This is a genomic window from Paraburkholderia nemoris, assembly GCF_905221015.1.
Classification (GTDB): Bacteria; Pseudomonadota; Gammaproteobacteria; order Burkholderiales; family Burkholderiaceae; genus Paraburkholderia; species Paraburkholderia nemoris.
Map to the genome: position 1 here is coordinate 1 of NZ_CAJNBO010000041.1, position 20082 is coordinate 20082.

16 protein-coding genes are annotated in these 20082 nt (G+C 60.6%); 11 read left to right on the forward strand and 5 right to left on the reverse strand.

Annotation, left to right across the window (positions count from 1 at the left end):
- Nucleotides 1–526: 526 nt before the first annotated feature.
- From imuA to KHO33_RS37405, 3 genes are read left to right on the forward strand one after another with little or no spacing between them, the layout of a single operon-like run.
- Entirely contained in the window at nt 527–1363 is an 837-nt protein-coding gene (gene imuA / locus KHO33_RS37395; RefSeq protein ID WP_200567734.1) for a translesion DNA synthesis-associated protein ImuA, read from the forward strand.
- Nucleotides 1263–3056 (forward strand): Y-family DNA polymerase, encoded by a 1794-nt coding sequence (locus KHO33_RS37400; RefSeq protein WP_200567735.1) that lies wholly within the window; start codon nt 1263–1265, stop codon nt 3054–3056. The genes imuA and KHO33_RS37400 overlap by 101 nt, the downstream gene beginning before the upstream one ends.
- Before the next feature lie 5 nt (nt 3057–3061).
- The gene (locus tag KHO33_RS37405; protein WP_200567736.1) at nt 3062–6676 is read left to right on the forward strand and encodes an error-prone DNA polymerase; all 3615 of its coding nucleotides are present in this window, start codon (nt 3062–3064) and stop codon (nt 6674–6676) included.
- 105 nt (nt 6677–6781) lie between these two features.
- Here KHO33_RS37405 and KHO33_RS37410 read toward each other — a convergent pair whose 3' ends face one another.
- Both KHO33_RS37410 and KHO33_RS37415 read right to left on the reverse strand, forming a co-directional pair.
- Entirely contained in the window at nt 6782–7702 is a 921-nt protein-coding gene (locus tag KHO33_RS37410) for a dTDP-4-dehydrorhamnose reductase family protein (RefSeq protein WP_054042151.1), read from the reverse strand.
- Nucleotides 7703–7715: 13 nt separating this feature from the next.
- Nucleotides 7716–7934 carry a heavy-metal-associated domain-containing protein gene (locus KHO33_RS37415; protein WP_200567737.1) on the reverse strand — a complete coding sequence of 73 codons (219 nt, stop codon included), beginning with the start codon at nt 7932–7934 and terminating at the stop codon, nt 7716–7718.
- Nucleotides 7935–8057: 123 nt separating this feature from the next.
- Here KHO33_RS37415 and cueR point away from each other — a divergent pair, with 123 nt between their 5' ends.
- From cueR to KHO33_RS37435, 4 genes are all read left to right on the forward strand, one after another.
- Nucleotides 8058–8480: a Cu(I)-responsive transcriptional regulator gene (gene cueR / locus KHO33_RS37420; RefSeq protein WP_054042147.1), complete on the forward strand. Its 423-nt coding sequence runs from the start codon at nt 8058–8060 to the stop codon at nt 8478–8480.
- Between the two features lie 294 nt (nt 8481–8774).
- Nucleotides 8775–8921 carry a DUF3563 family protein gene (locus KHO33_RS37425; RefSeq protein WP_074284875.1) on the forward strand — a complete coding sequence of 49 codons (147 nt, stop codon included), beginning with the start codon at nt 8775–8777 and terminating at the stop codon, nt 8919–8921.
- 228 nt (nt 8922–9149) lie between these two features.
- Nucleotides 9150–9503 (forward strand): hypothetical protein, encoded by a 354-nt coding sequence (locus KHO33_RS37430; RefSeq protein WP_200567738.1) that lies wholly within the window; start codon nt 9150–9152, stop codon nt 9501–9503.
- A 284-nt stretch (nt 9504–9787) separates the two neighbouring features.
- Nucleotides 9788–10837, forward strand: coding sequence for an ABC transporter substrate-binding protein (locus KHO33_RS37435; protein WP_200567739.1), 1050 nt, complete (start codon nt 9788–9790; stop codon nt 10835–10837).
- 82 nt (nt 10838–10919) lie between these two features.
- On the opposite strand, the gene KHO33_RS37440 is transcribed toward KHO33_RS37435, so the two are convergent.
- Complete coding sequence (locus KHO33_RS37440) at nt 10920–11765, reverse strand: 23S rRNA (adenine(2030)-N(6))-methyltransferase RlmJ (RefSeq protein ID WP_054042170.1); 846 nt, start codon at nt 11763–11765, stop codon at nt 10920–10922.
- 222 nt (nt 11766–11987) lie between these two features.
- Entirely contained in the window at nt 11988–12959 is a 972-nt protein-coding gene (locus KHO33_RS37445; protein ID WP_054042168.1) for a potassium channel beta subunit family protein, read from the reverse strand.
- Between the two features lie 222 nt (nt 12960–13181).
- On the opposite strand from KHO33_RS37445, the gene KHO33_RS37450 reads away from it, so the two are divergent.
- Both KHO33_RS37450 and KHO33_RS37455 read left to right on the forward strand, forming a co-directional pair.
- A complete protein-coding gene (locus tag KHO33_RS37450; RefSeq protein WP_200567740.1) occupies nt 13182–13979 on the forward strand; it encodes a 3-hydroxybutyrate dehydrogenase in 798 nt (265 codons plus the stop codon).
- Nucleotides 13980–13989: 10 nt separating this feature from the next.
- Nucleotides 13990–15228, forward strand: a complete 1239-nt coding sequence (locus tag KHO33_RS37455; protein ID WP_200567741.1) for a DUF3734 domain-containing protein — start codon at nt 13990–13992, stop codon at nt 15226–15228.
- 183 nt (nt 15229–15411) lie between these two features.
- On the opposite strand, the gene KHO33_RS37460 is transcribed toward KHO33_RS37455, so the two are convergent.
- Nucleotides 15412–16611: an amino acid aminotransferase gene (locus tag KHO33_RS37460; RefSeq protein ID WP_200567742.1), complete on the reverse strand. Its 1200-nt coding sequence runs from the start codon at nt 16609–16611 to the stop codon at nt 15412–15414.
- Between the two features lie 406 nt (nt 16612–17017).
- On the opposite strand from KHO33_RS37460, the gene uvrB reads away from it, so the two are divergent.
- Nucleotides 17018–19111: an excinuclease ABC subunit UvrB gene (gene uvrB, locus KHO33_RS37465; RefSeq protein WP_054042143.1), complete on the forward strand. Its 2094-nt coding sequence runs from the start codon at nt 17018–17020 to the stop codon at nt 19109–19111.
- Between the two features lie 330 nt (nt 19112–19441).
- Entirely contained in the window at nt 19442–19990 is a 549-nt protein-coding gene (locus KHO33_RS37470) for an iron transporter (RefSeq protein ID WP_054042141.1), read from the forward strand.
- Nucleotides 19991–20082 lie beyond the last annotated feature (92 nt).

Below are 20082 nucleotides of genomic sequence, written 5' to 3' on the forward strand. Positions count from 1 at the left end.
GACTCCACGCCGATGATAGTGCGGATTCCCGTGTGAAAGTAGGTAATCGTCAGGCTCCCCAGCAAGACCAGAAACCCCACCCCGAAAAGGTGGGGTTTCTGCGTTTACGGCACGAAAACAGGCCGCGGAAAACATCCCCGCCGTCAGACGCCTGTCCGGTGCGGATCCTGTGCTTCCGGTGGCGCTCCTTCCCGATCCGTAGCACGTTCGCGTAATCCGTTGGCCCTTGTCCATCTCCGCGGCATGCATGGCGTGGGCTCTCTGCTCTTCTCATCCCTCCCAGAGCACGTGAAATCGCCCCCTGTTTGCTTAGCGGTAGTGCCAAAAGTAGCTCTCCTGCAGGCGAAAAATCTGCAGCAAAAACAGCTTCACCTCTTTTTTATTCCCTTCCTGCGCGCGCTTCGTCGCATCGCCTTGCCTTAACATCCGCCACAGAATACTGTATAAATATACAGTGAAAACTCGTCACCCAATGCACGCCCGATGCCGGGCAGGGTGGAGTATTCCCTATTGAACGAGCGTGTCTATGGCAGTAGCGATTCATCTGGCGACGACAGCGTTGTCGTCGCAATTGCGGCGTCAGGTGTGGCAGGGCAATGAGCTTGCTGAGGCGGACTCGCGGGTGATTTCCAGCGGCTATGCTGCGTTGGATCAACTGCTGCCTGGGCAGGGCTGGTCGGCCGGCGGCCTGACAGAGTTATTGATTGAGCACGAAGGAGTCGGCGAACTGCGCCTGCTGGCCAGCGCGCTTCGGCATCTTACGGCAGCCGAACGGCACGTCATGCTTGTGGCGCCTCCTTACCAGCCCTGTGCTTCGGCATTGAGGGCTTGGGGTATCGATGTCGAGCGCGTCTTATGGGTGCGTTCGAGTGAAGACCAGTCTCTGTGGGCTGCTGCTCAGGCGTTGAAGCAGGATGGCATCGGCGCTGTGCTGGTATGGCTACCGAATGCGCGCGCCGATAAGGTTCGGCGTCTGCAGGTGGCGGCTCAAGAATCGGGATCGCTGGCATTTTTGATCCGGCCTGTCGAGGCAGCCACGCAATCTTCGCCGGCGCCATTACGAATGATCTGCGAGCCGCTCTTGCCGGCCAATGCGCAGACGATCAACCGTCGTGAATGGTTGCAGGAGATTGGTATTTCGATCGACATCTTCAAGCGTCGCGGCCCGCCGCTAGCGGAGCCTCTGCGTCTCATTTTGCCGTTACAAAACGTCTTGTTGCCGGAAAGCGGAGTCGGTAGCAATCAAGGACGAGAGATCAAACATGTTGTGGATCGCAGTCACATTGCCACTCTTGTCGCTGGAAGCGGTGAAGCCTCTCGAGCCGCTTCCGGATGGTTCGCCCGCGAAGCCGAACCGGTGTGAGTCCGGCGAGACAAGCCAACCTCCGGGTGCCGACAGCGTCACCGAGGCGCGCTGCTATGCGCTGGCCGATCACGCACACATCGTGATGCCGGATTTCGACGCATTGCGTGCCGGGGTGCACGTGGGTCAATCGCGCTCGTACGCATTGGCCTTGGCGCCCGGTCTCAAGATGCTTGCCGCAGACACAGCCCGCGAAACTCAGGCGTTCGAAGCGATGGCGCTCGCTTTGCTGGTGTACACCCCGAAGGTGTCGCTCGGGCACGCGCACACCTTGTTGCTGGAAGTCGGCTCCGGCTTGCGGTTGTTTGGCGGCTTGCGTGCGTTATTGTCGCGGGTGTCCGCGACGGTGGCCGAATTCGGCTATACGGCGCGCATCGCGTGTGCGCCGACAGCCTGGGGCGCGTGGTTGTTGGCTCAGGCGCACGCCGATCGGCAGGGGCATCGTTGGCATGTGATAAAGGAGACGTCGCTTGCCCGGGTCCTCGACCGCTTATCCGTGTCGTTGTTGCCGGTTTCGCAGGCGGATCGTGATGCGTTTACGCATGTCGGTTGCGCGACGCTGGCCGATTTGCGGCAATTGCCAAGGTCGGGTGTCGTGAGGCGTTTCGGCAGTGGCATTCTGGATCTGCTGGCGCAAGCATATGGTGCGCGTCCGGATCCGCGCGAATCGTTCCGCGCGCCGGCATCGTTTCATGCGCAGTTGGAGTTGCCGTCGCGGGTCGATAGTGCCGATGCATTACTGTTCGCCGCGCGTCGGCTGATTGTGCAACTGGCCGGATGGTTGAGCGCGCATCATGCAGCGCTCAGTGGTTATACGTTGTTGCTCGAACATGAATTGGCATCCCGTCATGCGCCGAAAACGTCGAGTCTGAAGGTCGCTTGGGCCATACCGTCGCGCGATGCCGAGCATCTGATATGGCTGTTGCGTGAGAAGTTGAATCAGACGGTTCTGGTGGCGCCCGTGATCGAGTTGAAGCTGGTCGCGGATCAGATCGGCGAGTATGCAGGGCGGTCGGACACTTTGTTTCCAATGCCCGAATCAGACGGCGATTCGATCGCACGTCTGCTCGAACGCTTGAGCGCGCGTTTGGGGCCGGAGAACGTGCTGCAGATGTCGGTGCAGGACGATCATCGGCCCGAGCGGGCAATGCGCGTCGAAGCCTACCAGGCGCAAGCGTTTTCGCGCAAGAAGCGTTCGTCTGCGAAGACCAAGACAAAAATTAAAGCGGATAAAACCTGGCTGACAGATGAGTTGCAGCACGCTGCATTGGAGAGCGTGCGTGCAGACGACGATGCGGCGAGACGAGCAGAACAGGCAGAACGCACGGCACACCCAGAGCACATATCCCCACAGCCTGAAAAAGCGAGCGACGCTAAAAGCAGCCGCCTATTCGTAACACAACCGGCCGATGCTCAGGCCTCACTCGATCTGCCCGACAGTGCATTGCCATCGCAGCCTCGCCCCGTCTGGATGCTCGACAAACCGCTGCGCCTGATGATGCGTGACCAGCGGCCGATCTACCGTCGGCCACTGAAAATGCTCACGCGTACCGAACGGATTGAAGCAGGGTGGTGGGACGGTAACCTCGTCGAGAGGGATTACTACGTTGCGGCAGACGATCGTGGCCATATGTTCTGGGTGTACCGGGAACGTCTTGGCGGCGAGTGGTATCTGCAGGGTTTATTCGGCTGAGCATCATGGAAAACTCTCAGCCCTCATTCTTGTTAGAGCAGACGCTTGCGGCCCAATTGCCGCCGTATGCGGAACTGCATTGCCTGACTAATTTCTCGTTTCTGCGCGGCGCTTCGCACCCGCATGAACTGGTCGAGCAGGCGATGTCGTGCGGCTATAGCGCGCTCGCGATCACCGATGAATGCTCACTGGCGGGTGTCGTACGCGCACACACTGCGGTGAGAGAAATCAGGCAGGAGCGGGACCGCCAGCAGAAGGAGCGCGAAGCCAAGGCGAAAGCCGCGCAGGCAGGAACGTCTTTAGAAGAAGCAGCAGAGCCGGCGGCCGCGAAGCCAGCGTGCTCAGAACAAGAAGCCACCCAACAAGAACCCGCAGAGCCAGAAGCCATTAACCAGGAGACGCAAAAACCAATCCCCCACCTCATCATCGGCAGCGAACTCAATCTGACCGACGATGCAGGCGAACCATTCTGCACATTGGTTGCACTCGCAACCAACCGCAATGGCTACGGCAACCTCTCCGAACTGATCACGCTGGCCCGTTCGCGTGCGGACAAAGGCAGCTATCGCCTCAATCCATCCGACTTCACCGACTCGCTACCGCATCTCGAGCATCTCGAAGCCTTGCCCGATTGCCTCCTGATCCTCGTGCCGCAGCGCACGGCGACGTTCTCGCACACATTGCGTTGTGCGCACTGGCTGGCCTCGTTCGCGCCGCAACGCTCATGGATCGCACTCGAACTTTGGCAAACCGGCAGCGACGATCTTCAGATCGACGCATTGCGAATGATTTCAAAAGCGAGTGATTTGCCTTTGGTAGCAGCAGGGGGTGTCCTGATGCATGTTCGATCGCGCAAGCCGTTACAGGACACCCTGACCGCGATCGGCCTCGTCACACCGCTATCGGCGTGCGGTCATGCGCTCGAGGCCAATGCCGAACGGCATATGCGCACTCGCGTGCGGCTCGGCAAACTGTATCCACACGACACGCTGGAAGAAACGCTGCGTATCGCTGCGCTGTGTCATTTCTCGCTCGACGAACTCAAATACGAGTATCCGGAAGAACTGGTGCCCGCTGGTGAATCGCCATCAAGCTATTTGCGCAAACTGGTCATGGCCGGTGCGATGGAGCGCTGGCCGGACGGCATGGATTTGAAGCGAATTGAGCAGATCGAAAAAGAGCTGCAACTGATCGCCGACTTGAAATACGAAAAATACTTCCTGACGGTGCAGGATATCGTGAGCTTCGCGCGCTCCAGAAACATACTGTGCCAAGGCCGTGGTTCGGCGGCCAATTCGATCGTGTGCTACTGCCTGCATGTGACGGAAATCGATCCGGTGCGTATGAACATGCTGATCGAACGGTTCATCTCGCGTGCGCGTAATGAGCCGCCTGATATTGACATCGATTTCGAGCATCAGCGCCGGGAAGAGGTGATTCAATATATTTATGGGAAGTACGGCCGTCATCGCGCTGCGCTCACTGCAACACTGATCACCTATCACGTCCGCAGTGCGCTGAAAGACGTCGGCAAGGCGTTGGGACTCGAAGCGTCGCTGATCGAGCGGATCAGTAAATCGCAGCAATGGTGGGACGGCACGGATGCGGTCGCCAAATATCTGGCCGAAGCGGGCTTCGCTGCCAACTCGCACATCACGCGGAATCTGATTCGCCTCACCAAAGAGTTGCGCAACTTTCCGCGTCATCTGTCGCAACACGTCGGCGGCTTTGTGATCGCGAAAGACAAGTTGTCGCGACTTGTGCCGATTGAGAACGCGACGATGAAAGACCGCAGCGTGATCGAGTGGGACAAGGACGATATCGATGCGCTCGGGCTGTTGAAAGTCGACGTGCTGGCGCTCGGCATGTTGTCGGCGATTCGTCGCGCGCTGGAATTCGTCGCTTTGCGGCGCGGCTTGCCGAAATTCAGGATGCAGGATATTCCGCGCGAGGATCGGGCCGTCTACGAAATGTGCGGTCATGCCGATACGATCGGCGTATTCCAGATCGAATCGCGTGCGCAGCAAAGTATGTTGCCGCGCTTGAAGCCAACCGAATACTACGATCTCGTGATCGAAGTCGCGATTGTGCGGCCCGGGCCGATCCAGGGCGGCATGGTGCATCCGTATCTGCGCCGCAAGCAGGGTCTGGAGGCTGTGGACTACGCTAAAGATGAGTTACGCCCCGTGCTCGAGCGCACGCTCGGCGTACCGATTTTCCAGGAGCAGGTGATGCACCTCGCGATGGTTGCGGCGAAATACACTGGTGAGCAGGCCGATCAGTTGCGACGAGCGATGGCCGCGTGGCGGCGCACTGGCAATCTGGCGAAGTATCAGCAGGATCTGACTGACCGCATGTCGGCGCGCGGCTACGAAAAAGAGTTCATCGAGCGCATCTGCAAACAGATCGAAGGCTTCGGCGAATATGGCTTTCCTGAAAGCCACGCGGCAAGTTTTGCCTTGCTCGTCTATCTCAGCGCGTGGTTGAAACGTTATGAACCGGCCGCTTTTCTGGCGGGGTTACTGAACAGCCAGCCGTTGGGGTTTTATTCGCCGTCGCAACTCGTGCAGGATGCCAGGCGTCACGGCGTCCAGGTATTACCGCCTGACGTGACCTTGAGCGATTGGGAATCGGCCTTCGAAAGGCGCAGTCATGAAGGACAGCGGATTTCATCGAGCGAGACCTGTTTGCGTCGTCAGCAGGGCGCATTGTCCGCACAGCAATTCCGTGATCTGTCGTTGCGGCGCTTCACATTGGCCCGGACGATCCGGCGTGCGGCAAAACAGCTGACCGCCCGCGTATTTCAGTCGTCGAAAACCTATGGTGCACGCGGTCCGGCAGTACGCATCGGCATGCATTTGATCAAAGGTCTTTCACAGGTAGCTGCCGAGCGCATCATGGCGGCTCGCAGCGACGCGCAGTTTACCGACGTCGACGATCTGGCGCGTCGCGCGGCATTGACGCGGCGCGATCTCGAAGCGCTGGCCGCGGCGAACGCGCTGGTCAGCATTGCGGGCCATCGGCGCGAAGCGTGGTGGCAGGTGACCGCGCAGCACACGGTACCCAAGCTGCTGCGCGATGCGCCGATCGCCGAAGCGCCGTTGACATTGCCACAGGCGACCGAAAGTCGCGAGATCGTCGACGACTACGCGAGCATCGGCCTCACGCTCAATCGTCATCCGCTCGCGCTATTGCGCGAGCGTCTTGCCAGGCAGCGTTTTCGCACGGCGGCAGAACTTGCCGCGTGCGGACACGGCACGCTGGCGCGCGCCTGCGGCATCGTCACCGTGCGGCAGCGGCCGGGCACGGCAAACGGCACCGTGTTCGTTTCCATCGAAGACGAAACCGGTTCGGTCAATGTGATCGTCTGGCCAGCGCTGGTGGAAAAGCAGCGCAAGGTGCTGCTGGGTTCATCGTTGCTGGCGGTGTATGGCGTCTTGCAGCGTGACGACGGCGTTTCCACCGGCGGTGACAGCGCCGGCAACGTGGCGGACGTTAGTAAAGCAGGCAACGCGAAACGGAAACAGAAGGGCGAGGTGATCCATCTCGTCGCGCATCGACTTGAAGATCACAGCGACTGGCTCGGCGAACTGGCTACGGCGAGCCGAGATTTTCATTGAGGCGGACCTGTTGTGGTTAAGCCTGAAGGCCCGACGCCAGGCTGGCGTGTCGCCGGCCGTAGAAACGCGAGCAGTACCTGCCGTGGTTAAGCTCGTTGCCGGGCGCTACGCCGCCGTCTCGCCTCGCCATGGAAAGGTGGTCAGCACTTGCCGGATCGCAACGTCGAACGGCGTGCGGCGGCCAATGCCGAGTGCCTCGAGCCGGTCCGACGAAAGGTGGCAGTTATGCGGACGCGGCGTCGCGTCGGTGGGCGTATGTTGTGGTGTCAATTGCGCATCGAGTTGCAGCGCTTCGGCCAGCCGCACGGCGATTTCATACTTGTTCATCGGCTCATCCCCCGACCATTGCACGATGCCGCGGATCGCATCACCACGCGCATGCCGTTCGAGCATCTGCCGGATCACGAACGCGACGTCCGGCGTAAACGTCGGATAGCGAATCGCCCACGCATCCATGACCGCAGCCTTACCCTCGCGTGAAGCCGACGCGGCAATCGCCGGCACGAGACTCGTCACCGCCGATTCTGCCCAATCGACGATTGGCCCATAGAGCAGCGGCAAACGCAGCACGCAGCCGAGATCGGTGGATTCCGTCAGCGCGCGCTCGCCTTCGAGTTTGCTGCGTCCATAGGCATTGAGCGGCGCGGGCGCGGCATCGTGCTGATAGGGCGGGTGGGTGCCGTCGAACACGTAATCTGTTGAGATCGAGAGCGTCCAGGTGCCGCGCCGCTTTGCCGCCGCGGCCAGGGTGCGCACCGCATCGACGTTCAATGCGCGGGCGAGCGCCGGATCGTGCTCGCACACATCAGGCCGACGCTCCGCCGCGGCAATCACGAGCGCGTCCGGTGCTTCGCGCTCGACAAATTGCTCGACCGCCCGCGCATCGCGAATATCCAGCGCGACCGTGTTCGGCCCCGGCCGGCTGAACGCCGTGGCGACAACTTGCCAATCAGCCTGCTGCGCCAGTTCGTCGACGAGAGCCCGGCCGAGCAGTCCGGAAGCACCAATGACGGCAACTTTGAACATGACGGTCGCTCGCTTAGCGGGCTGGGCCGCTGGTCACGCCGGTCACCGTGTAACCGGCCTCGTCGATTGCGGCTTTGAGCGTGTCGACCGGTTGTGCCGATTCGACCGCCACGCGGCCGGATGCCAGATCGACCTGGACCTGCGCGGCGCCGTCATGTTCACGGATCGCGTTCGTGACCGCAGCCACGCAATGCTGGCAGCTCATGCCTTCTACCTGGAATTCGATCGTCATCGGGATTGCCTCGAAAAAATGAATATTGCGATGCTTGAATTATGCCTGCCGATGCGCAATTGAGTGGCTGACCTTCCCACTATGGGAAGGTGTACGATCGACGCACACACTGGGGAAACAGTCATGAACATCGGTGAAGCGGCCCGCGCGTCGGGCGTCACGGCGAAGATGATTCGCTACTACGAAAGCGTGGGCTTGCTGGCGGCGAAGGCGCGCACGAGCGCCGGCTATCGCGTATACGGGCCGCAAGAGGTTCATTCGCTGCGTTTTATCCGGCAGGCGCGCCGTCTTGGTTTTCTGGTTGAAGACATCCGCCGCTTGCTGGCGCTGTGGCACGACCGGTCGCGCGCCAGTGCTGAAGTGAAGGCGATTGCGTTGGAGCACGTTGCGGAGCTCGATCGCCGTATCAACGAACTGACAGACATGCGCGACACATTGGCGCATCTGGCGGACCATTGCCACGGCGACGAGCGCCCGGATTGCCCGATTATCGAGCGGCTCGCCGATACCGATCTGGTGTCGGGGAAGGGTTGTCATCCGATTTGAACGCGCGGAGTGCAACCTGTCGAGGACGTTATCGCAACCAAGTCTCGAAAAACACCATAATGGTGCAATATAATATGGGGTAGCATCAGTCGATGCGAAAAGGTCGTCTTGAATTTAGATAAATCAACGACTTACGTGCACCACAGGCGTGCACCATTCCAAAACGGAATGCACGTCATGCGGGCATTTCACTGGCAAGGTTGCACCATAGGGCTATAATCCGGGTTAACCCTTTTACGGGAAGTCCCTGATGCCAAACTCACCGGGGATTCAATCTGATCCTTGGAGAACATCATGTTTGCATACGTACTTGAAAAGCTGAGCACCTGGTTTGAAACTGCAGAACGTAGCCGTCGTGAAGCCTATCTGGCATCGTCGTCGGATATCGTTCAGCTCGAACAACGCATCCGCTCGCTCGAAACCAACGGCTACTCGCTGTAAGTTTCAACTGCATCAAGTTTGACCCGGCAGCGCTCGTGCGCGGCCATTGCAGTAAAGCGTTGAGCCCCGTATAGACGGGGCTTTGTCACATCTGGACCACGAAAATCCACAGCAACTGGCGCTTCATAGCGATTCATGGCTAATAACGACTAGCCTGAAGGATGCCGCCGCGGTAAGGTAAAGCGTTTTCTGCGCAATCCGGCATTCTCAAACTCAACCGGTCCGCCCATGCGTCCTGTCCGCTTGCTCAAATCCGTCCTGGTCATGACCGCCGCAGCTTCGCTGACAACGGTTTTTGCCGTATCGGCGACGTTTGCTGCGTCGAGCACAACAGCCCGCAAGCCCGTGATACTCGACTCGCAGAGCGGTATCAGCGACGGCCAGAGCGGTACCGTGCTGCAGACCGCGCCGCTCTCGCGGCAGCCGATCGTAGGGGCGCAGCCAATCGCAACGCCCACGGAGCTGGCGCCCAATTCGTCGATACCGTTCGTTGTCGCGCCTTACATCCCGGTGCCTGTCGGCGGCAGCACGCCGTCGACAAAACCGCAACCGCAAACTCGTCCTGTACCTCGTTCGCAATAAGCTGCAATAAGCCGCAATAAGCGCCTCCGCAGCGATATCTCCTGGTAGTTCCGTTCCATCCATTCGTTGACGCTTTGAGCGGCGGGCCCTCTGTCGTGCTGCCGCATGTGCACGCGTGTCTTCAGCTAATGCACGAGACACTGCATACGCCATTCGGGTTTCGATGCATGGCGTGCGCGGCACCGTCCGACGACAATCGTTGCGCGCTCTCTCGCCAACGATGTGGACCATGCATCATGCGCAGCGCCATTGCATCGAATGAAAACAGAATAAGGAGACATCACATGCCTACTCACTGGATGCGGCGTGCCGCCAGCACCTGCGCCACGTTGCTCGCGCTGAGCGTACCCGCGGCTCTACCCGGTGCCGCGCTCGCCAAAGACACACCGGAAAAACCCACGTTGACGATGGCCGTTGGCGGTTTGCCGGGCCTTTACTATTTGCCGGTACTCGCCGCCCAGCAGTTGGGCTACTTCAAGGACGAAGGGCTCGACGTCACGCTCGAAGATTTCGCGGGCGGGTCGAAGGCGTTGGAAGCGGTCGTGGGGGGCAGCGCCGACGTGGGAGCCGGCGCATTCGAGCACACGCTGTTCATGCAGGCAAAGGGGCAACACTACCGCGCGTTCGTGCTGATGGGCCGCGCGCCGCAGATAGTTGTCGCGGTGCTGAAGTCGAAGGCGGACCAGATCAAGACATTGGCGGACTTCAAGGGGGCCAAAGTCGGCGTGAGCGCGCCGGGTTCGTCGACGGATCTGGTGCTTACCGTGGCTTTGCGCAAGGCAGGCGTGCAGCGCAATGAGATTTCGGCGATTGGCGTGGGCAGCGGTGCTACGGTACTGGCCGCGGTGAGCGGCGGTCAACTCGACGCGCTGTCCAATGTGGATCCGATGATGACCAAGTTGGCGCGTAGCGGCGCGATCAAAGTGCTGGTCGATACACGTACTGTGCAGGGCACGCAGGAGGTATTCGGCGGGACGATGCCGGCGGCGACGCTCTATGCATCGGAGACTTTCATCCAGAAGTATCCGAAGACGACACAGGCGCTCGCCAACGCGATTGTGCGCGCGGACCACTGGTTGCAGACCGCGAGCGACGCCGACTTGCTGAAGATGGTGCCGCCGGCCTATTTGCTCAACGATTCTGCGCTTTACGTGGAGGCATTCCACAACGTGCGCGACGCGTATTCGCCGGATGGCTTGATGCCCGCGGATGGTCCGGCGACTTCATTGCGTGCTTTGTCGTCGTTCGACAACCGCCTCGATCCGAAAAAGATCGATCTGAACGCGACCTATACCAACGATTTCGCCCGCAAGGCAGCCGCGCAACTCAAGTAAGCGATCCGGCGGCCGCCGATTTGCCCGGCCGCGCGCGTGTCATACCGCTGGGTAAGGCACCCACGTGCGGCCCGGAGCGTGTTCAATCCCCGCGATATTCGACCTTGAACTGCGCAGCCTTGTCTTCGCCGAGCGCTTCGACCAACCAGGGCATTTGGTCTTTCAGCGTTTTTGCCAGCGTATACGGCGGATTCAGGATGAACATGCCACTGCCGAACAACCCGAAGCCGTCTGTCGGCGGATTGCTGACGGTCAGGCTCACATGCAGCCAGTTACGCTCCTGCAGCTTCTTCAACTGATCTGGGAAGCGCTGCGATTCAAGGCGTCTTACCTGCGGATACCAGACCGCGTAGGTGCCGGTCGGAAAGCGCTTCAGGCTTTCTTCGACGCAGCGCAGCGTGCGCGTGTAGTCGCGCTTATCTTCGTACGACGGATCGAGCAGCACCAGCGCTCGGCGCGGCGCCGGCGGCAGCAACGCGAGAATGCCGTCGAAGCCGTCGCCCGCATAAAGCATTGCGCGCCGGCCTGCGTCGCGGAAGTTATGGCGCAGCACGTCGATTTCAGTGGTGTGCAGCTCGAACAGGCGCATGCGGTCCTGCTCGCGCATCTGCCGCCATGCGATATACGGCGAGCCCGGGTAGAAGCGCAACTGGCCGTCCGGATTCAGCGCGCTCACTTCGTCGACATACTCCGCGAAGACCGACGGCAGGTCGTTACGCTCCCACAGTTTGGCGATGCCGGTCTGGAACTCGCCGGTTTTCGTCGCGTAGCCTTCCTTCAGCGAATAGACGCCGGCGCCCGCGTGCGTGTCGATATACCAGTAGGCTTTGTCCTTCTGGCCGAGGTAGCGCAGTAGCTGCAACACGACGGCGTGTTTCAGAACGTCGGCGTGATTGCCTGCATGAAAGGCGTGGCGGTAGCTGAGCATGATGAGGAGAAACTGAAAGAGGGCGTGCCGGTCCACGGCGGATTCGGCGATGCGAGTGCAATGCGGCCGCACAACCGAAGTGCAGCGCGGTCGCGTATTGTACGCGACGCCGCGTTGCACCCCGCAGTGCGTTGCGCGTGACACAGCCCCGATGGTCCGTGGGCCATGCTCCGCGGACCGGTCCGCGATCCGATCGTGTCTGGACAGGTTCGGATCGGCCGATCAGTCGTAGGCGTCGCCGATGACCGTCTCGATCCGCTCTTTGATCTCCGGCGTGATCCGTTCCGCCACTTCGGCGGATTTCATGTTCTCACCGATCTGTTCGACGCGCGACGCGCCGGTGATCACGGTGCTCACATTCGGATTCTTCAGAATCCATGCAATCGCCAACTGGCCGATCGTGCAACCCAGCTCGTCGGCCACTTCGCCCAGCTTGCCGACCACGTTGTTTTTGCCGGCGTCGGTGACCTGCTTGCGCAGCCAGTCGTAGCCTTGCAGTTGCGCGCGGCTATCGGCAGGCACGCCGTCGCGGTACTTGCCGGTGAGCAGGCCAGAGGCGAGCGGGCTCCAGGTGGTCAGCCCAAGGCCGATATCCTCGTAAAGCCGTTTGTATTCCTGCTCGACGCGCTTGCGGTGGAACAGGTTGTACTGCGGCTGCTCCATGACCGGTTTGTGCAGATGATGCCGTTCAGCAATCTCGTAAGCGGCGCGGATTTCGTCGGCGCTCCATTCGGACGTGCCCCAGTACAGCGCTTTGCCGCGCGTGATCATGTCACTCATGGCCCAGACGGTTTCTTCGACCGGCGTGTTTGGGTCAGGACGATGACAGAACACGAGATCGACATAATCGAGTTGCAGGCGTTTGAGCGACGTGTCGATGGCGTTCAGCAAATATTTGCGGTTCAGCGTGTGGTACTGGTTCGGCGCTTCGTTGAGGCCCCAGAAAAATTTCGTCGAGACCACGTAGCTCACACGCGGCCATGCCAGTTCCTTGAGCGCCTGACCCATGATTTCTTCGGATTGGCCGGCGGCGTACACCTCGGCATTGTCGAAGAAGTTGACTCCCGCATCGCGCGCGGCGGCGAGCGACTCGCGCGCTGCACGATGATCCACCTGATTGCCGTAGGTGACCCATGAGCCGATGGACAGTTCGCTGACTTGCAGGCCCGAACGGCCCAGACGTCGATAATTCATGCATTCCTCCTTGGTAGTGATGCCGCCGGAATCCCGCTGAAACGTCCAGTTTAAAGAGATAAAGCGCGATGTGCAGTTTACGGATGCAGTTCACACGGTTCATGCACAATAGCAGCGTTGGCCGCAGTGCAGCATTCGGCCGAACGGTCTATGCCGTTTGGCTGACTTCACGCCGCCTGCGGTCCGTGGTCTCATTGCTCATCAACTGCATGGAGGTTCTGGATGTCGTCACTGAACACGAATCTGAATGGCAAGGTTGCGGTGGTTACGGGCGCCGCGAGCGGCATCGGCAAGCAGATTGCGCTCACGCTTTCCGCCGCGGGCGCAGCGGTCGCGATCGCCGACCTGAACCAGGACGGCGCGAACGCCGTCGCTGAAGAAATCAAAAAGGGCGGCGCCAAGGCAATCGGCGTGGCAATGGACGTCACGAACGAAGACGCCGTCAACCAGGGCATAGATAAAGTCGCGGCCGAGTTCGGCTCGATCGATATTCTGATTTCCAACGCCGGCATCCAGATCGTCAATCCGATCGAAAACTATTCGTTTTCCGACTGGAAGAAGATGCAGGCCATCCACGTGGACGGCGCCTTCCTCACCACCAAGGCCGCGCTCAAACACATGTACAAAGACGATCGCGGCGGCATCGTGATCTACATGGGCTCGGTCCATTCGCACGAAGCGTCGCCGCTGAAGTCCGCTTACGTGACGGCCAAGCATGCGCTGCTGGGGCTCTCACGCGTACTGGCCAAGGAAGGCGCGAAACACAACGTGCGCTCGCATGTGGTGTGTCCGGGTTTCGTGCGTACGCCGCTGGTCGACAAGCAGATTCCCGAGCAGGCCAAGGAGCTCGGCATCAGCGAAGAAGACGTGATCAAACGCGTGATGCTGGGCGGCACGGTCGACGGCATCTTCACCACGGTGGAAGACGTTGCGCAGACGGTGCTGTTCCTGTCCACGTTCCCGACTGCGGCGCTGACCGGCCAGTCCTTTATTGTGAGCCACGGCTGGTACATGCAATAAGGAGGCGCCCATGGCGCAACGCAATCTCAAGCGGGCACGCGTCGGCGCACCCGGCGGCGGGGAAGGCGAGGGCGCCGGTCCGGCGCCCTCCGCGCATCCCGGCAAGCATCTCCAATTGCCAAACTACGAAACCGTCGCGTTGATGCTGCAAGGCGGCGGCGCGCTGGGCGCCTATCAGGCCGGTGTCTTTCAGGGGCTTTACGAAGCCGGTATCGAGCCGAACTGGCTCGCCGGCATTTCGATCGGCGCGCTGAATACGGCCATCATTGCCGGCAATCCGCCGGAGAAACGCGTCGAACGGCTGCTGCAATTCTGGGAGACGATCTGCCAACCGGCGTTCGGGCCGCCGTTGCCGGCTTTTATCGAGCACGCGCTGTTCAATTCCAGTGAAGCCGTGCGCAAGGCTTTTACGGCGACCCAGGCGATGGGCGCGATCGTGGAAGGGCAAAAGGGTTTCTTCGTGCCGCGTTTCCCGCCGCCGTTGCCCACCGTCTCCGGGCCGCCGCAACTGGCGAGCTACTACGACACCACGCCGCTCAAGGCCACCCTGGAAGCGCTCTGCGATTTCGATCGCATCAATTCCGGTGAGATGCGTGTGTCGGTGGGGGCGGTGAATTGCGGTACCGGCAATTTCGCCTACTTCGATAACAAGCATACGAAACTGAGGCCTGAGCATTTCATGGCGTCAGGTGCGTTGCCGCCGGGTTTCGCGGCGGTCGAAATCGATGGCCAGTACTACTGGGATGGCGGCCTGATGTCGAACACACCGCTCTATGAGGTGATTCAGACCACACCACGTCGCGATACGCTTGCGTTCCAGGTTGATCTCTGGAGCGCGGTGGGGCCGGTGCCGGACAACATCACCGATGTTCAGGGGCGCATGAAGGACATCCAGTACTCAAGCCGCACACGCCTCGTGACCGATATGCTGCAACGTTCGCAGCGTTTCCGGCATGTGCTGCGCGAGGTGCTCGACCGAGTGCCGGCTGACCAGCGCGACGATCCGTGGTGCAAGCTGGCAGATGATCTGTCGTGTTCGAAACGCTACAACGTGATCCATCTCATCTATCGGCAGAAGGAATACGAAGGGCATTTCAAAGACTTCCAGTTCGGCCTTTCTACAATGCGTGAACATTGGAGCAGCGGCCTGGAAGATATCCGCCAGTCGCTCGCGCAACCGGACTGGCTCGACATGCCTGATAACGACGCAGGTTTTGTCACGCACGATATCCATCGGGATTCGCGCTGAAACGGCCGTAGGTGACAGAAGGAGTACCGGCAGCGGGGCTTATCGGCGGGTCACACTCACACGTCCGGTAACAACAGTCGGCCAATAAAAAACGGCGCCCGAAAGGGCGCCGTTTTTACATGCAGCTTAAGCAGCAACAGCCAGGCAAAGCGCGCGCGACTAACGCCCGCGCCCTGAAATACCTTACTTCAACACATGAGCGATCGCGCTAGCCACCACGTCGAGGTTGCGCGTATTCAGCGCAGCCACGCAGATGCGGCCCGTACCGACTGCATAGATGCCGAACTCTTCACGCAGACGATCCACTTGCGGAGCCGTCAGACCCGAGTAAGAGAACATGCCGCGTTGTGCGTTCACGAAGCTGAAATCGCGATCCACGCCGCTGGCCTTCAGACGTTCGACCAGACCGTTGCGCATTGCGCGGATACGGTCACGCATTTCGGCGAGTTCGCTTTCCCACGTGGCGCGCAGTTCAGCCGATGCGAGCACCGCAGCGACCACCGAGCCGCCGTGCGTGGGCGGGTTCGAGTAGTTTGTGCGGATCACGCGCTTCAGTTGCGACAGCACGCGAGCCGATTCTTCCTTGCTTGCCGTGATGATCGACAGGGCGCCGATACGCTCACCGTACAGCGAGAACGACTTCGAGAACGACGACGACACGAACACGTTCAGTTCCGATGCGGCGAACAGACGAACTGCTGCAGCGTCGGATTCGATGTTGTCGCCGAAACCCTGGTAAGCGATGTCGAGGAACGGCACCAGATCGCGCGCCTTGACGACTTCGACGATCTGCTTCCATTGGTCGACCGTCAGGTCGACGCCGGTCGGGTTGTGGCAGCACGCGTGCAGCACGACAACCGTGCCTGCGGCGTAGCTGTTCAGCGCGCTCAGCATGCCTTCGAAGTTCACGCCGTGCGTGTGCGCGTCGTAGTACGGATAGTTCACGACTTCGAAGCCGGCGCTTTCGAACAGCGCGCGGTGGTTTTCCCAGCTCGGATCGCTGATCGCGACCTTGGCGTTCGGGTTCACACGCTTCAGGAAATCGGCGCCGATTTTCAATGCACCCGTGCCGCCCAGTGCTTGCGCCGTCACGACGCGGCCTGCGGCGATCAGCGGCGAGTCGTTGCCGAGCAGCAGTTTCTGCACAGCAGCGTCGTAGGCAGCGATGCCTTCGATCGGCAGATAGCCACGCGGCAGCGCGGCTTCGACGCGAGCCTTTTCCGCGTCGCGCACGGCGCGCAGCAGCGGAATCTTGCCTTCTTCATTGAAGTACACACCAACGCCAAGGTTGACCTTGGTGGTGCGCGCATCGGCGTTGAAGGCTTCGTTCAGGCCCAGAATCGGGTCGCGGGGAGCAAGTTCGACGGCGGAGAACAGAGACATGATGGATGGGCAGCAGTTGTGAAAAGAGGGCGGCTTCAAGCCCGGGCGGCCCGGCCAACGGTGTCTGACGGACAACAACGGACAATTCAGACGGCGGGCGGGCATCGACAGGCGAGCGCAACTTGCCATTGTAGCGAATTCACGGGCGTTTTTCGGGCGACAAAGCCTGCTGGACTGAATTATTTGCTTGAAAAACAGGCACTCCGGCGTCATGTCGTCATAGCGGAATTGCCTGGGGCGAAGCCGGCGAAGGCCGAACAGCGGCCTCGAGCCGACGGGAAATCGTCTCTGCATCGGCCGCCTGGCGTGCATCCGTTCACGCCCGCAATCCCTACGCAGACCCGCTCAGCCCGGGTTCCCGCAACCCGTTAGAATAGTTCTTTGCCCAAGGCCCGGTGCCGCCCCCATGTCCGAACAACATCTGACCGAAGTCGACGAGACGCTTGATGAATCCAAATTCATCACGTTCGAAGGCTCGCCGTTCCAGCTTTACCAGCCGTATCCGCCCGCGGGCGACCAGCCGACGGCAATCGACACGCTCGTCGAAGGCATCGAGGACGGTTTGTCGTTCCAGACGCTGCTCGGCGTGACCGGCTCCGGCAAAACCTTCACGATGGCCAACACCATCGCGCGGCTCGGCCGGCCGGCGATCGTGTTCGCGCCGAACAAGACGCTTGCCGCGCAGCTCTATTCCGAGTTTCGCGAGTTCTTTCCGCGCAATGCGGTCGAGTATTTCGTCTCGTACTACGACTACTACCAGCCGGAAGCGTACGTTCCACAGCGTGACCTGTTCATCGAGAAAGATTCGTCAATCAATGAACACATCGAGCAGATGCGGCTGTCGGCCACCAAGAGCCTGATGGAGCGGCGCGACGTGATCATCGTCGGCACGGTGTCGGCGATTTACGGTATCGGCAACCCGTCCGAATATCACAAGATGATTCTGACGTTGCGTACCGGCGACAAGCTCGGCCAGCGCGACATCATCGCCCGCCTGATCGCGATGCAGTACAACCGCAATGAAGCCGATTTCCAGCGCGGTTCGTTCCGCGTGCGCGGCGACACGATCGATATTTTCCCGGCCGAGCACGCCGAAATGGCGGTGCGCATCGAGTTATTCGACGACGAAGTCGAGACGCTGCAGCTATTCGATCCGCTCACCGGCCGCGTGCGGCAGAAGATTTCGCGCTTTACCGTTTATCCGTCGTCGCACTATGTGACGCCTCGCGACACTGTGGTGCGCGCGGTCGAAACGATCAAGACCGAACTGCGCGACCGGCTCGAGTTCTTCTATAGCAACGGAAAGCTCGTCGAAGCGCAGCGGCTCGAGCAGCGCACTCGCTTCGATCTGGAAATGCTGCAGGAGTTGGGTTTCTGCAAGGGCATCGAGAACTACTCGCGGCACTTCTCGGGCGCCGCGCCCGGCGAGCCGCCGCCGACGCTGGTCGACTATCTGCCGTCCGATGCGCTGATGCTGCTCGACGAGTCGCACGTGCTGATCGGGCAGCTGAACGGCATGTACAACGGCGACCGGGCGCGTAAAGAGAATCTGGTCGACTACGGTTTTCGCTTGCCGTCCGCGCTCGATAATCGCCCGCTCAAGTTCAACGAGTTCGAGCGCAAGATGCGCCAGGTGGTGTTCGTATCGGCCACGCCGGCCGATTACGAAAAGAAAACGGCAGGACAGGTGGCCGAGCAACTGGTGCGTCCTACCGGCCTTGTCGATCCGGAAATCGAGGTGCGTCCGGCGCGTACCCAGGTCGACGACGTGCTGGCCGAGATCAACGAGCGTGTCAAAGTGGGCGACCGTGTGCTGGTCACGGTGCTGACCAAGCGGATGGCCGAGCAGCTGACCGAGTTTCTGGCCGACCACGGCGTCAAGGTGCGCTACCTGCACAGCGACATCGACACGGTGGAGCGGGTGGAAATCATCCGCGATCTGCGGCTGGGCACTTTCGACGTGCTGGTCGGGATCAACCTGCTGCGCGAGGGGCTGGATATTCCGGAAGTCTCGCTGGTCGCGATTCTCGACGCGGACAAGGAAGGCTTCCTGCGCGCTGAGCGCTCGCTGATCCAGACCATCGGCCGGGCGGCGCGTAACGTGAACGGTAAAGCGATTTTGTATGCGGACCGGGTGACCGACTCGATGCGCCGCGCCATCGACGAAACCGAGCGGCGGCGCGCCAAGCAGATCGCCTACAACCTGGAGCACGGCATTACGCCGCGCGGCGTGGTCAAGCGGATTCGCGACATCATCGACGGGGTGTACAACGTCGACGACGCCCGCGCCGAACTGAAGGAACAGCAGACTCGGGCGAAATTCGAGGACATGTCCGAGAAGCAGCTTGCCAAGGAGCTCAAGCGCCTCGAAAAGCAGATGATGGAGCACGCCAAGAATCTCGAGTTCGAAAAGGCCGCACAGACCCGCGACCAGTTGGCGCTGCTGCGGCAGCGCGTGTTTGGCGCGAACGTCGGCGACCACGTGCCCGGCGTCGGATAAATTCCCCCTGCCTGTCGAGCAAGGCGCGGCAATGTGCCGCGCCTTGACTTCCTTGTGCACTACACCCCGCCAACCCCTTCGCCCGCGCTTTCCTTAAAACCACCTTAAGTCCCTGCTGCCGTAAGGCTTTGCGCGCGTCCTCGTTTGTTCTCCCTGCCGATCAATGATAAACTCGACCAATATTGAGAATGGTTCGCATTAACGTTCGTAATGCGATTGCCTGCGGTCCGTCTCCCCTGTCAGTGGGCGTCGGAGCCGCGGCTTGAAACGCACGCGCACCGCACTGTTCCAATGAGTTCGATTCCAGTCTGATAAAAACAAGGAGTTTCAATGCGGATTTCTTCATTTGTGCGCGGTGGCGCAGCAGCGGTGGCCGCAGTAGCGGCGCTTTCCGCAACGGCGGCAGAATACCCGATCGGTAAGCACCAGATTCAGGGCGGCATGGAAATCGGCGCGGTCTATCTGCAGCCGATCACGATGGAACCCGAAGGCATGATGCGCAAGGCGTCGGATTCGGACGTCCACCTCGAAGCCGACATCCACGCGGTCAAGAACAATCCGACCGGTTTCGCCGAAGGCGACTGGATGCCGTATCTGCAAGTTCGCTATGAATTGACCAAAGCCGGTTCGAATCAGACCCAGAAGGGCGACATGATGGCGATGGTCGCCAACGACGGTCCGCATTACGGCGACAACGTCAAGCTGCAGGGCCCCGGCAAATACCATCTGAAGCTGGTGGTTGAAGCACCGATGCAAACCGGTCACATGGCGTTCGGCCGTCACGTCGACAAGGAAACCGGCGTGGGTCCGTGGTTCAAGCCGATCACGCTCGAATACGACTTCACGTACGCGGGCATCGGCAAGAAGGGCGGTTACTGATCACAGCGGATCAACGCGGATTACCGCGAATCATCACGGCTCGCCGCGCCAAACGCGGGGCGAGCCGCATGAATGAATGCAGCAGACGGCGC

Excerpts from the sequence above, each read along its gene's own strand:
- imuA (WP_200567734.1), top strand. The coding sequence starts at position 527 with ATGGCAGTAGCGATTCATCTGGCGACGACAGCGTTGTCGTCGCAATTG.
- KHO33_RS37400 (WP_200567735.1), top strand. The coding sequence starts at position 1,263 with ATGTTGTGGATCGCAGTCACATTGCCACTCTTGTCGCTGGAAGCGGTG.
- KHO33_RS37405 (WP_200567736.1), top strand. The coding sequence starts at position 3,062 with ATGGAAAACTCTCAGCCCTCATTCTTGTTAGAGCAGACGCTTGCGGCC.
- KHO33_RS37410 (WP_054042151.1), bottom strand. The coding sequence starts at position 7,702 with ATGTTCAAAGTTGCCGTCATTGGTGCTTCCGGACTGCTCGGCCGGGCT.
- KHO33_RS37415 (WP_200567737.1), bottom strand. The coding sequence starts at position 7,934 with ATGACGATCGAATTCCAGGTAGAAGGCATGAGCTGCCAGCATTGCGTG.
- cueR (WP_054042147.1), top strand. The coding sequence starts at position 8,058 with ATGAACATCGGTGAAGCGGCCCGCGCGTCGGGCGTCACGGCGAAGATG.
- KHO33_RS37425 (WP_074284875.1), top strand. The coding sequence starts at position 8,775 with ATGTTTGCATACGTACTTGAAAAGCTGAGCACCTGGTTTGAAACTGCA.
- KHO33_RS37430 (WP_200567738.1), top strand. The coding sequence starts at position 9,150 with ATGCGTCCTGTCCGCTTGCTCAAATCCGTCCTGGTCATGACCGCCGCA.
- KHO33_RS37435 (WP_200567739.1), top strand. The coding sequence starts at position 9,788 with ATGCCTACTCACTGGATGCGGCGTGCCGCCAGCACCTGCGCCACGTTG.
- KHO33_RS37440 (WP_054042170.1), bottom strand. The coding sequence starts at position 11,765 with ATGCTCAGCTACCGCCACGCCTTTCATGCAGGCAATCACGCCGACGTT.
- KHO33_RS37445 (WP_054042168.1), bottom strand. The coding sequence starts at position 12,959 with ATGAATTATCGACGTCTGGGCCGTTCGGGCCTGCAAGTCAGCGAACTG.
- KHO33_RS37450 (WP_200567740.1), top strand. The coding sequence starts at position 13,182 with ATGTCGTCACTGAACACGAATCTGAATGGCAAGGTTGCGGTGGTTACG.
- KHO33_RS37455 (WP_200567741.1), top strand. The coding sequence starts at position 13,990 with ATGGCGCAACGCAATCTCAAGCGGGCACGCGTCGGCGCACCCGGCGGC.
- KHO33_RS37460 (WP_200567742.1), bottom strand. The coding sequence starts at position 16,611 with ATGTCTCTGTTCTCCGCCGTCGAACTTGCTCCCCGCGACCCGATTCTG.
- uvrB (WP_054042143.1), top strand. The coding sequence starts at position 17,018 with ATGTCCGAACAACATCTGACCGAAGTCGACGAGACGCTTGATGAATCC.
- KHO33_RS37470 (WP_054042141.1), top strand. The coding sequence starts at position 19,442 with ATGCGGATTTCTTCATTTGTGCGCGGTGGCGCAGCAGCGGTGGCCGCA.